The organism is Ureibacillus massiliensis 4400831 = CIP 108448 = CCUG 49529 (assembly GCF_000772965.1).
GTDB lineage: Bacteria > Bacillota > Bacilli > Bacillales_A > Planococcaceae > Ureibacillus > Ureibacillus massiliensis.
Map to the genome: position 1 here is coordinate 108317 of NZ_JPVQ01000001.1, position 13032 is coordinate 121348.

General features: G+C 34.5%; 12 protein-coding genes. 3 read left to right on the forward strand and 9 right to left on the reverse strand.

Features of this window, described 5'->3' with window-relative positions; genetic code table 11:
- The first annotated feature begins 37 nt into the window (after positions 1-37).
- The gene (gene cyoE / locus CD30_RS00570) at positions 38-922 is read left to right on the forward strand and encodes a heme o synthase (protein WP_036170910.1); all 885 of its coding nucleotides are present in this window, start codon (positions 38-40) and stop codon (positions 920-922) included.
- Between the two features lie 653 nt (positions 923-1575).
- Here the strand turns inward: cyoE and CD30_RS00575 are convergent.
- Entirely contained in the window at positions 1576-3018 is a 1443-nt protein-coding gene (locus CD30_RS00575; protein ID WP_036170912.1) for a tetratricopeptide repeat-containing diguanylate cyclase, read from the reverse strand.
- Between the two features lie 266 nt (positions 3019-3284).
- On the reverse strand, positions 3285-4667 hold the full coding sequence (locus CD30_RS00580) for a dipeptidase (RefSeq protein WP_036170915.1): 1383 nt from the start codon (positions 4665-4667) through the stop codon (positions 3285-3287).
- A gap of 262 nt (positions 4668-4929) precedes the next feature.
- On the opposite strand from CD30_RS00580, the gene CD30_RS00585 reads away from it, so the two are divergent.
- Complete coding sequence (locus CD30_RS00585) at positions 4930-5478, forward strand: RNA polymerase sigma factor (RefSeq protein WP_036170918.1); 549 nt, start codon at positions 4930-4932, stop codon at positions 5476-5478.
- A gap of 178 nt (positions 5479-5656) precedes the next feature.
- Here CD30_RS00585 and CD30_RS00590 read toward each other — a convergent pair whose 3' ends face one another.
- Entirely contained in the window at positions 5657-6085 is a 429-nt protein-coding gene (locus CD30_RS00590; protein WP_036170922.1) for a MarR family winged helix-turn-helix transcriptional regulator, read from the reverse strand.
- 81 nt (positions 6086-6166) lie between these two features.
- Entirely contained in the window at positions 6167-6571 is a 405-nt protein-coding gene (spx, locus tag CD30_RS00595) for a transcriptional regulator Spx (protein WP_036170925.1), read from the reverse strand.
- Positions 6572-6905: 334 nt separating this feature from the next.
- Between spx and CD30_RS00600 the strand changes: the two genes are divergently transcribed.
- Positions 6906-7874 carry a nuclease-related domain-containing protein gene (locus tag CD30_RS00600; RefSeq protein ID WP_036170928.1) on the forward strand — a complete coding sequence of 323 codons (969 nt, stop codon included), beginning with the start codon at positions 6906-6908 and terminating at the stop codon, positions 7872-7874.
- Between the two features lie 339 nt (positions 7875-8213).
- On the opposite strand, the gene CD30_RS00610 is transcribed toward CD30_RS00600, so the two are convergent.
- The 5 genes from CD30_RS00610 to CD30_RS00630 all read right to left on the reverse strand — a co-directional run bounded on the left by CD30_RS00610 (position 8214) and on the right by CD30_RS00630 (position 12791).
- On the reverse strand, positions 8214-9782 hold the full coding sequence (locus tag CD30_RS00610; RefSeq protein WP_036170932.1) for an ABC-F family ATP-binding cassette domain-containing protein: 1569 nt from the start codon (positions 9780-9782) through the stop codon (positions 8214-8216).
- 78 nt (positions 9783-9860) lie between these two features.
- On the reverse strand, positions 9861-10046 hold the full coding sequence (locus CD30_RS00615) for an SE1832 family protein (protein WP_036170935.1): 186 nt from the start codon (positions 10044-10046) through the stop codon (positions 9861-9863).
- Positions 10047-10253: 207 nt separating this feature from the next.
- Positions 10254-11120: a hypothetical protein gene (locus CD30_RS00620; protein ID WP_036170938.1), complete on the reverse strand. Its 867-nt coding sequence runs from the start codon at positions 11118-11120 to the stop codon at positions 10254-10256.
- A 1-nt stretch (position 11121) separates the two neighbouring features.
- Positions 11122-11499, reverse strand: a complete 378-nt coding sequence (locus CD30_RS00625) for a response regulator (RefSeq protein WP_036170942.1) — start codon at positions 11497-11499, stop codon at positions 11122-11124.
- Between the two features lie 242 nt (positions 11500-11741).
- A complete protein-coding gene (locus tag CD30_RS00630) occupies positions 11742-12791 on the reverse strand; it encodes a PseG/SpsG family protein (protein WP_036170945.1) in 1050 nt (349 codons plus the stop codon).
- Positions 12792-13032 lie beyond the last annotated feature (241 nt).

A 13032-nucleotide genomic window follows, 5' to 3' on the forward strand; every position in this document is an offset into this window, starting at 1 on the left:
AAATGAGTGTCTATAAATGAGGGGAACATGACACAATATGCGAAACTACTTAGACTTATGGGCTAAGACAGTTAAAACAGGAATTATTAAATCAAATTTAATTCCCATGATTGCTGCACTTATGCTCGCTTTATATACGTACGAATTAGACTTCGTAGAAAATATTCCAAATATTATTTTTGCCTTTTTGGGAAGTGCTTTAATTATTGGGGCTGCTGGGGCTTTTAACAATTTATACGATCGTGACATTGATATTAAAATGCATCGTACTAAAAACCGTCCAACTGTAACAGGCGATATAAATATAAAACTAGTACTTACTGTTGCAATTGTAATGCTAATAGTAGGTTTAGCTCTATTAGCATTAACAACATGGTTAGCTGCATTTTTAGGTTTCCTAGGCGTATTCTTTTATGTAGTTCCTTATACAATGTGGACAAAGCGTAGAACAATTTGGAACACAGAAGTAGGGAGTATTTCAGGAGCTATGCCGCCATTAATTGGATGGGCAGCAGTATCGCCTGACATTTGGCATCCAGCAGCATGGGCGTTATTTATCATCATGGTAATTTGGCAAATGCCTCATTTTTATGCGATTGCAATCCGTAAAAAAGATGATTATGCTGCAGCTGAAATTCCAATGCTACCAGTTGTTAAAGGAATCCGTAGAACCTATATACAAACGAATGTTTACTTAATTATTCTTACATTAACAAGCTTTTTATTTGCTCCAATAAGCTGGGGCTTAACACTTGTATCATTCATTTTAGGTGTTATCTGGCTATGGTTAAGCTTTGTTGGCTATCACAAAATGGAAGGGAAAACTTGGGCGAATAAAATGTTCGTCTACTCCTTATTCTTTATGACATTCGAATTTGCCACTGTTATTATCTACTCAACAGTTGCGATATTTATTAGTTAGATAATTTTTAGCATAGGACATTAAAAGGTCTTATGCTTTTTTCTGTGAGATAAAATTTCATCTTGGATTGGGAGTGAAAACTCATTAATGTTTTTATAGAAATAGGAAAGGGGGATTATCTAAATAGAGGTAATGAATTTATAAATCAAAAAAATACAACGTTTTAATTTGTGAGGAATGGTGTTTGGGAATATGAGTACAGATACTAATACAGATTATGACCTGTAAATCTATTGTTTATTAGTTTTCCAAAAGATAATCTATTTTTCATAGTATGTTATACAACAATTATCTCGAAATTGTGAACGAAAATGTGATAAAAATGTTACATTTCCTTTCTGTTTGTGTTATTGGTGAAAAATGATGATAAACTAAAGTCAACATAAAAAGTAACAAGTATTTTTTATGTAAATCGCTCTTTAGTAGAAGTGACTAGTTAAGCTCAATGAACCTTTTGAAAGCTTGTTCGACAAGATATATAACCTCCCCTATAATTATATAAATAAAAGCTTTTAAAAAGGTCAGTTAAAAAGGTGGACTCTGGTAACAGAGTCCACCTTTTTTGTGAAATACGTATGTAGCGAGCCCAGCTATCCATCTTCTGGAACATACAAATGAAGTAAAAAGGGGAATGAGTGAGCCATTAAAATCAATTATTTCATCCCACAATTTTCTTTTGATAAAAAGACAATCTGATTTTTGCCTTGATTTTTAGCCATATACAAGGCTTGGTCAGCTATTTTAAACAGCTGTGTAAATTTCTTAACAGTTGGAATACCATCACTACAAACAATACCCATACTAACTGTAATTTGAATAGTATTGAAACCATACTGCACCTTTAAGTCCGAAAGCGCTTGGAATAATTGCTGTGCTTTAGCCATGATTTGATTAGAAGGGTAGTCCTTTAAAAGAACGATAAATTCATCTCCACCATATCGACCGACAATTGTGTTTTCTTCCTCCATTACCTGTTTGCACGTATTACCTACAGTCTTTATAACCTCATCGCCAATTAAATGTCCATAGGTGTCATTGATGTTTTTAAAATGATCGACGTCTAGAACGATACAGCAAATGCTTGACCTAGTGATTTTTCTTTCTTTAAGCCATGAATTGCAATTCATCTCAATATAATAGCGGTTATATACACCGGTTAAACAATCCAAATTGGCTCTTTTTTCAATTTCAGCAATACTATGTTTTATGTCGATTTCTTTTATTTTTGAATTGAGCCTGACTGTAAACAGTTGCTCACAAATGATAGTGTATTGCTTTAATATTTCGTATGCATTTTCGTAATCATGTACAATTTCATAGATTTCAGATAAATTCTTGGTAATACTTTTTAGCATCATCTTATTATTGAGATCAGAAAAGATGCAATAGGCTTCTTTTAATGTATAAAGTGACTTTTCATATTCTCCTCTAGCTGTATAGAGTAAGGAGAGGGTGAAATAGTAATGTCCTTTTTCGTGTAAGCTATTTTTTAAATAGGCGTTAAAACGGAGTGGTTCAAGAATTTCCTTTGCTTCTTCAAGCCTGTCCAAACCAATATAGGCTTTTGCAAGATTAAAATAGATTTGACAATGTAACAGTATATCTCCTGGACAATGCTTCTTAGCTAAAATCATGGAAGCGTTTGCATTCTTGGCTGCTTCGCTATAGTTCTTTTCTAAAATATAGTAGTAGCTATATTTATTTAGGCATGCACTTGCAGCCTGATACATTTCTAGTTCTAATGCAATATTTATGCATTCATTCATCGCATCTTTTGCTTTTACGTAGTTTTCATCAAATTCATAGATAAGGGAACTTAAATTAAATAAATAAAACTTATCTTGGTCATCACCATGTTCATCACAAAGAAGCTTGTATTGAAGTACATTTTCAAAAGCGAGATCGATTTGACCTAAATAATAATAACTACCTGCTAAATTTAAATATGCCTTCATCATAGCTTTTTGGTCTTCAGCATGTTCACTTTGATCAAGTAATTCGTTAGCAAGTGAAATCGCCTCATTATAATGTCCCTCAGAAAATGCGGTATCTAGCTTTGCTTCCAGCTTTGTGAATCTGTTTATTTTAACGTTCATAAACGTCTCCTCTTTCTCACAATGGTGAGGAATAATTCCTTAATATTATATGAATCGATAGGTATTATTTATTAATATAATTATACAATTCATTAGATAAATAGTTTTAGGGGGATTTTAACAATTGTCAAAACAATTTTAGATTATTGACAAGTAATATGTAAAGAGTAGCATTTCCTAATTTTTCTAGTGTAAATAAAAAGGAATCAAACAAGTTGATTCCTTTTTAATGATAAATATTTTATATTTTTATTAAAAAATCAATTTTAAAAAGTGGTTTTTGCTATTTCATGTAAATAATCTCCTAAAACGCGTAACCCTTTGTCAAAGTTTTCTAAGTGAAAATGCTCATTTGGGGCATGAAAGTTTTCACTATTTAGACCAAATCCCATTAAAACAACTGGTAATCCTAAAATTTGATCAAATGACGCAACGATTGGTATGGAACCTCCACCCCGGATAAATGCAGTAGGGACCTGATAGATTTTTTCATATGAACGGCCTGCTGCCTGAATGACCGGATGATCAAAAGGTGTTAAGAATGGAGCTCCTTTGTCAAACTCAGCTATTGTAATATCTACTCCAGCAGGCTTATGTTTTTCGATATGTTGACGAAGTAAGCTAACAATCTCATCAGGGTCTTGATTTGGAACTAAACGGCAAGTAATTTTTGCCCCTGCTTCAGCTGGCAGAACGGTTTTTATACCTTCACCAGAAAATCCTCCGAATACACCGTTTACTTCTAAAGTAGGACGTGCCCACGTTTGTTCTAAGTAGGAGAACCCACTTTCTCCGAATAATTCATCGACACCAATTTCTTCTTTTAATGCTTCCTCATCAAAATTCAACTCTTGGTATGCTTGGCGTTCTTCTTCTGTAAGAGGGAGAACGTTGTCGTAAAATCCTTCCACTAGAATTTTCCCATGTTTATCACGGAAAGAAGCAAGGATTTCTGCTAATGCATGAATGGCATTTTGGACACCACCACCATATAAACCAGAATGGAGATCGCTTTTTGCACCGCGGACATTAATTTGAACACCTGTTAATCCACGAAGTCCATAGCATACTGCCGGTTTACCTGGTGCATAAAGGCCAGTATCTGAAATTAATATGATGTCTGCTGCAAGTTTTTCCTTATTAGCTTCCACATAGGCTGGAAGGTTAGGGCTTCCGATTTCCTCTTCGCCTTCATATATAAATTTAACGTTCACTGGCAGTGTACCTTCTGTTGCAAAGAGTGCTTCTATCATTTTTAAATGCATGAATACTTGGCCCTTATCGTCAGATGCCCCTCGTGCATAAAGCTTATTATCGCGGATTTCTGGTTGGAAAGGTTCGGAGTCCCATAAGTTTAATGGGTCAACAGGTTGGACATCATAATGGCCATAGAAAAGAATAGTTGGTTTGCCTTCAGCATGCAGCCACTCACCATAAACAACTGGATGTCCTTTTGTTTCATCGATAGAGACATTCTCAATGTTAAGTTTTTTTAGTGCATTCGCTAACCAATTAGCAGCATGTACCATATCAGACTTATGCTCAGAAAGTGAACTGATACTTGGGATACTTAAAAATTCAAAAAGCTCCTCTAAATGCTGTGATCGATGTTGTGAAAAATACGTATCAAGTAATTGTAAGTGACTCATAGGATCCCTCATTTCAAAATTTCAATTAGTAAAAACAGTATACCAAAACGGCATTTATTACACAGTTTAAAAGACCTTAAATATTTAAATTAAAGGGTTTTCCTGCAGTTTGTAACACCGAGATTACAACTTATACAATGCAACCTTACACCAATGTAATGAAATTGAAAGTAAATCCGATAGAGTGTAATACAAAATTTTGGGAAAATGAAAACTGTAGAACGGTATATAAACAATGCCAAAGTTTACGGAGGATTAAAAAATGACTAATAAATTAGCTGAAATATATGAAGAATATAATAGATATATATATCATTTATGTTTAAAACTAACTCGAAGCCCACAAGAAGCAGAAGATTTAATGCAAGAGGTGTGGGTAAAGGTTGTTCGAAATGAAGAACAGGTTTCACAAGTTGAGCATGTTAAAGCATGGCTTACAACAATCACGATGAATACTTTCCGTGACCGTTATCGTAAAAATGTTCGTCGCAGTAAGTATGTATTACATCAACCTGAAACATTAGACGTTCCAATATTAGATTTGGTTCCTAATAATGAAATTTCTACAGAAGAACAAATAGAAAAAGTAGCAGTAACAAAAATTGTTCAAGAAAAAATGAAGCAGCTTGATGCGATTTATCAAAAGACTCTATGGTATTTCTATGTGGATCAATATTCATTAGCTGAAATATCTGCACTAATGAAAGTATCTATTGGTACAGTAAAATCACGTTTATTCCGTGCAAAAGCAAGGCTAAAAGAAATTTTATTGTCTGATGATGCAGTGGTCGACGTTGTATTAACTGCTTAAAAAATTGGTAATGGTAGCCCTCTTTAACATTTATATAGATGACGAAAGGATAACTCTAATCTAGGGTTTATTCTTTCGTTTTTTTATTTGCCTGAATAGGGGGAGTGGTTTGGAAATGTTCTCTTAATAGAGAGGTGAGGGTAGTAAAAAAGCAAGATGTCCTATTTAACATCTTGCTTTATCTACCGTTAAGTAAACGTTCAAATATCGTATGTAATGTTTTGATTTCATCATTTGAAAGCATGCCAAACATGGAGTCGATCATTTTTGTTACTTGGTCTCGAGATTCGTTTAGAATTCTCTCACCTTCAGGGGTAATGGCAATTTGGGAAGCACGTCGATCTGCATTGCTTTGCGTTTTTTCGATAAACCCTGCATTAATCAGTTTATTTGTTAACACTGTTACGCCACCGGTTGTCACTTTTAGGCGTTCAGCAATTGCAGAAGGACGTTTTGGCCCTTCCTTAGCCAATAAATCTAATAATAATATATGAGATTTTGAAAATCCTAATTGATTTTTTTGATTCCATTCATTTGCCCATTTTCGCTCTAATGAAGAGACAACTTCAAACAGTGATGAAAGGTGTTGGTTTCTTTGGTTATCCATAATGCGAAAGCCTCCATCTATGATTAGCTTTGTGAAAAAGGTACCCAAAGGAAGTCTCATTCACTAGACTAAACACATTAATTATATCTGACTAGCAAGCCTTTGCATCGCATTTAATTCATACGCACGAACCTTACGTGGAATAAAACGGCGAATATCCATTTCATTATAGCCCACTTGAATTCTTTTTTCATCTAGTAAGATTGGACTGCGTAGCATACGTGGATGTTTTTGGATTAAATTATATAGTTCTTGAATTGATAACTGTTCGATATCCACATTAAGATTTTTAAAGTCATTTGAGTTTGTTGCAATAATTTCATCTGTTCCATCCTCAGTCATACGTAGAATGTTTTTAAATTCCATTAGTGATAGAGGCTGAGAAGTGATTCGTTTCTCAACAAAATCGATATGATTTTCTTTTAACCATTTGATTGCTTTTCGTGATGAGGAACAGCTAGATTGTGTGTAAATAGTAACTGTCATAATAACTCCTCGCTTTCATAATTTATAAAAGCTTACTAGTAAGATAAATTCGTTATATAGATATCTTACTAGTAAGATAAATATAAGTCAATAATTTTCACAATTTATACATAATAAGCTTTCTATTATTTTATATAGACATTTCTTTACTAATATATACGTGCATTATGTGAAAAAGTTTCAAAATTTATCAATAAGTTTTAGTTAATTATGGCTATTAATAAAAAATGAATTTTAGAGTCTATTTTCACTAGAAATATAAATTTTCGGAGTTTGGAAGATTTCGATGTATCAATTTAAAATAGTTCTAGTTTTGAAAGAGGAGGTAAGATATTTGATACTACTAGAACGTTTAAAACCTGAAAAAATTGCGTTACTTGAAGCTGCTATTAGAAGACTGTCCAGTAAGGATCCATTGTTTTTACAATTTCAGAAACAGTTAGCATGGGCAAAATCTGGTTATGTAGGTGAAAAACGCGTTGATCGTGAGTGGATAGATATGAAAATTCAGTTTCCACACATTTTACTCCATGGACTGATGGCAGAAAATGATCAAGGTTTTCAACACCAACTAGATACACTTTTTCTTTCTCAGCATTTCGTATTTGTTTTAGAAATTAAGTATTATTCTGGATTTATAGAGTTTAATGAGCAGACGCATCAATGTATAAAAAAGAACTTTGATGGGGTAGTTGAAAGCTATAGTAACCCTATTGATCAAGTGCGGCGGCATCGGTCTTTTGTTCGACAACAGCTGTTGAAGTTGGGGATAGATTTACCAGTAGAGTGCGCTGTCGTCTTTTCTAACCCCAAATCAATTTTAGAGAGGGTGGACGTTTTGGATGTACATCTTTTCCATGTAACGGGTCTTCGATATAAGTTAAGTAAGATGTTAGAAAAATATAAAATGCAAAAGATTTTTTCTGAGAAAGAGTTGATGTCAATAGGATATCACTTTTTGGGAATGCATCATATTAAACCATGGAAAATATCATTGGATAGAAAGAATCTTCGCACAGGTGTACTTTGTAGTGAGTGTAATTTTCGTGAAACAATGAAGTATAAATATGGACGTTGGATCTGTATGAAATGTGGAAATGATAATCGAGTTGCAATACTCGAAGCGTTAAATGACTATCGTTTGTTGTGGAATGATAACATTTCTAATCGGGAATTTCGTGAATTTACAGGTGTGGAATCCAAGGATGCAGCAAGTCGAATATTACGTTCTCTAGGATTTAAAAGCGTTGGGACGTTTAAGGACAAGCGGTATATTATTCCTTCTGAATTAAAAATTTTGTAAAACTGCGAAATTTTTATTTTGGATGGATGTTTTATATGGTAGGAGATTGATTCGATTTGTATTATTTTGATATTTTCGTGAGCTGAAAATTGAAGTCGCGAGTATTTCGAGGGAAGTCGCGAGTATTTCACCAAAAGTCGCGAGTATTTCCACACAAAGTGCGAGTATTACAAGAAATTTCCATCCCAAACACGATTTTGAGTTCAAATAATCATCCTATGATACCCCAGAACCAAATCCGATATCACAATATATTCTCCGAACACTATGAATTAGTATTCATTTTCTCCAGAAATCAAAAAACCGCGGTCAACTTTCATTAATCCGCGGTTTCTCCTATTATAAATCTGTTTTCCCAGTAGTAAACCAATCCTGTACATTCCAAACCTTGGTCGCTAATCCTTCATAAAACTCAGGTTCATGGGAAACAAGCACGATTGTTCCTTTATATTCTTGCATTGCACGTTTTAATTCGCTTTTTGCATCCACATCTAAATGGTTTGTCGGTTCGTCAAATACGAGCCAGTTAGACTCTTCCATCATAAGCTTACATAAACGGACCTTTGCTTGCTCGCCCCCAGATAATGAATTCAATGGACGAGAGATATGTTCATTTTTCAATCCAGCACGAGCAAGGGCAGCGCGAACTTGATGCTGGTCCATACTTGGAAAGGCGTTCCACACATCATCGATCGGTGTAATGTTTCCAGCCTTTACTTCCTGCTCAAAGTATGAAGGGATTAAGAAATCGCCACGGCGTACTTCTCCGCCTAATGCATTAATTTTTCCAAGCATTGTTTTCAGTAAAGTCGATTTCCCAACACCGTTCATCCCGATTAATGCGATTTTTTCTCCGCGTTCAATTGAGAATGATAATGGCGGTAATAACGGCTTTGCTTTATCGTAACCAATTAATAATTCTTTTGCTTCTACGACAAAACGGCTTGATGCGCGAGATTCTTTGAAGCTAAATTCAGGCTTCACTGCTGTTTCTGGGCGCTCGATACGTTCTATACGTTCTAGCTGCTTTTGACGAGATTTAGCGCGACCAGTAGTAGAGTAGCGTGCTTTATTTTTCGCAATAAACTCTTCTTGCTTTTTAATAAATTCCTGTTGCTTTTCATAAGCATCGATGTGTTGACGTTTATTAATTTCTGCTAGCTCTAAAAACTTTTCATAAGTTGCTGTGTAACGTGTCATTTTCGTGAATTCGAGATGGAAAATAACATCTACAACGCCATTCATAAATTCCGTATCATGCGAAATAAGTAAAAATGCATGAGGGTAATTTTTTAAATAATTAGATAGCCAAGTAATGTGTTCCTCATCTAAATAGTTTGTAGGCTCATCAAGTAGCAAAACTTTTGGCTTTTCCAGTAAAAGCTTAGCAAGTAATACTTTTGTTCGTTGGCCACCAGATAGGGCAGCGACATCACGTTCTAGACCGATTGCATCTAAACCAAGTCCACGAGCAACCTCTTCAATTTTAATGTCTAATGAATAAAAATCTCCTGCATCTAAAGCATCTTGGATGTCAGCCATTTGCTCTAATAATTCTTCTAGTTCTTCAGGAGTGGCCTCTGCCATTTTTTCGGTGATTTCGTTTAATTCTTCTTCCTTTTTGTAGAGGGGAAGGAAAGCATCGCGTAACACATCACGCATCGAGCGACCTGCGGAAAGAACGGTATGCTGATCTAAATAACCATAGTGAGTACCAGGTAACCATTCAACACGTCCAGTATCGTGAATTATTTGACCTGTAATGATGCCCATTAAAGTTGATTTTCCAACGCCGTTTGCACCAACAAGCCCGATATGATCGCCCTCTACAAGACGAAACGAAACATCCTTAAATAGGGTACGATCCCCAAAAGAATGGCTTAAGTTTTCAACCTTTAATATTGCCATAACTATGTGTTCCTCCAAAAATAAAATAATATATTAAAAATTCGCTAACGTAAAAACTCACAAAAAAACCCGCGGGCACTACAACGCCGCGAGCTGTTTATTCAGTTCAGCAAGTTGTTTTTCCATTTTTTCAAGGCGTTCAGCTGCTTGTGCAACAGAACCAGCATGACCCGTTTGTTCAAGCTTTTCCATATCACCTTGTAAATTGATATAATCCATTTTTAATTCTGCAATTTGTTGTTCAAGCTCTTTTTTCGAAAGCATGTTGATTGCCCCTTTTTATAGTAAATTCACGAGTGACTGTTCATTCAACATTGTATCATAGGATGTGTGTGAAATTCATTAAATTATCGTCAGATAGGATGGTGGTAAATGGAAGGAGTGGGGGGGAACTTGAAAGATGAGGGGGAGATTAAAACAAAAGGCTCTACATACATAGTACGCGAGAGCCTTCAAACTAATTTTTAATTGTTAAGCAAGAATTAATTGGAACGTACCTTTTGACATATTTACATTAACTACTAAAGGAGTCTCAGAAATAGGTGTATTTTCAAGAACTTGTTGAGGATTCATTTTTAGTTCAGTACCCCAGTTTGACATGTTCACTAGGTAAATACCATTATGTAAATTTAAGAATTCACTAACAGAGTCTTTTGCAAGGGCATCAACTTCAAATAGTTGTTCTTCAGCGTAAACTGAAGCCATGTAAAGCAAAGCTTCCTCATTCATGCTCATGCCAGTTTTTAATGGTGCTTCACCTGTGATTTCCTGATAGATATACCAATTACTATCCACTATATCATCAACACTAGCAATCTCTAAATAGACTTGGTCATCGATAAAACGAATAATATTTTTTGCGAATAAAGATAGATAACTGCTATATTTCTCATGAAATTCTGGACTTTTTGATAATATATTTTCTATTAAAGCTTCAACGCTACCATTTCGAATTTCTTCAAATTGGTCATCGGATAAACTATTTTCAGTTTTATAATCATTTAAAGCAGAACCGAACTCGTCAATTGTCATATACTCGCGATCAACAAGGGCTTGGGCTAAGTATAGGTGACTTTGTTTTTGATGAGAAATTAGTGCATCCACTTGTTCTTCTGTTAAGTAGCCTAATTCAACGGCGATTTCACCAAAACGCTTGTCCATTTGTTTTTGTTTTTCATGTACTTCTTCGACCTGGGCTGTTGTCATAAAACCTTCATCAACAGCGATCACACCAAATTTAACATGAACCGATTTTTGGAATTCTAAAGCATCTGCTAATTGGTCACGTGTAATGAGTCCGCGATTTAATAAGTAATGACCGAAGTATTGGCTAAACATATTAGTTTTCCTCCTTCATTACTTTTTCAATTAGTTGAGCGATTGCTTCAAGGGAAATTGGTTTTTGAATGAAGTCATAGGCTCCGTTTGCTAAAGCTTCTTTTAGATGATCGCTTGTCCCAACAGAAGAAGCCATGACAACTTTTACTTCTGTATTATTTGCTTTAATTTCCTTTAACGCCTCAATACCATCTTTATCTGGCATGACAATGTCTAAAAAAATTAAATCGGGATTGTGTTCTTTTGCTTGTTCCACAGCTTGTACGCCATTTTCTGCTTCATAAATTGTTTCACATTTACATTTTTCTAGAGCGGATCTTAATTTTTTACGGATTAGCATTGAATCGTCACATATTAATACTGATAAATTGTTCCCCATATTTCACCAACTCCTCTTTAAGTTAAAAAATGTCTACAATTACAATAGTACTATAAATTGGGCGTCTTTTGAATATCATTACGAAATAAAGAAAACAGCCGAAACCTTTGTGAGGGTTACGGCTGTCTAAGGTTAACAAATATTTTACAATTTAATAATGATAATTTTACTAATCTAAAATACCTGCTAGAAAAGAGGGGTATTTGTCCTATTTTGTGCTATACAAAATCGAAAAAAATAAATTATAACGATACAATATTATGACGCTCGTAAGCAAAATCTAATAGAAGGCATTTTAAAACTTCATTATTATCTAATATTTCAAGCTCTATTTGTTTACGTACAGCTCTTTCACGTCTTTGTTCATGAAGTAGAAGCTCCATGACCGCATTTTGAATATTAGATTGTTTCATTTTGCGTCCTAAGCCTAAATGAATAAATCCGTGATGCTCGCGAGGGAATGAATTATTTAACTCACGTTCATTTTGGGCTGCTGTAATACATGGAACACCAACAGCGGCAACCTTATAAGGCGTGTAATTTGCATTGCAAATGACGATATCAGCTTCTGTTAAAAGCTGTTCAAGAGCTCTTTCATGTTTAAAAATCTTTGTATTACGACGACTTAAAACCATCATTTGCAAATCTTCAACGGAATGCTTGTATTCACTGTCAATAGCGACAGTTATTTTTAAAGGAATATGCAGTTGAGTTAAATGTCTTAAAGTCCGATATGTTAAATTGTTTTCATCTCCGTCTTCATAAGCGACCACGATATGAGGTGGGTTTGACAATTCATTTGAAGCGCGGGATTCGGCAATTGCACAAATTGTATCTGTAACGGCAAAAGCGTAAGGACCTGCTAAGCAATTTTGAGCGATGTTTTCTTTTGTTTCTTCAAATAAAGCGATTATATTACAATCTGCAAATTGTGAGCCATCCCCAAAGTCATCAAAGTGGACAAGAGTTTTGCAATGAGGTCTCAATTGCTCTACTTGTTCGATGATAGTATCTTTACCATCTTGAACAATTAAATCAGGCTGTAAATTGCGAATTTGTTTGATTAATTCGTGTTGATGATCAAATAAAATAGGTGATATTTGCTCATTTGTTAATAATTCAATTGCTTTCTTTGATGTTGCTTTTATAAAAACCCATACTGTTTCTTCTTTTTCTAATAGTCTTGCAAGTGTTGCAACACGTTCAAATGGATAGAGTCCCTTCGTAGGACAGTGTTCCACGATAAATGCGATCTTCTTTTTTTGTTCTGCTCTCACTAATTCATTGTTCAAGAGTATCCCATCCTTTCCAATCCATACTAAGTTATGGTAATAACTACAAAAGTATGTGTAAAAAATAGCAATATATTAAATAAGCATTAGATTTAGAAAATGTATGCGGTGAGTATCAAGAAAATGAAAGAATTTATAAGTGAATTTATAAAAACAAACATTTTATTGAGAAATAGAAGTAGGAAAATGTGGAAGATAGTGTCCATTATTAGAAATATATTCATAATTCCTATAGAATGAA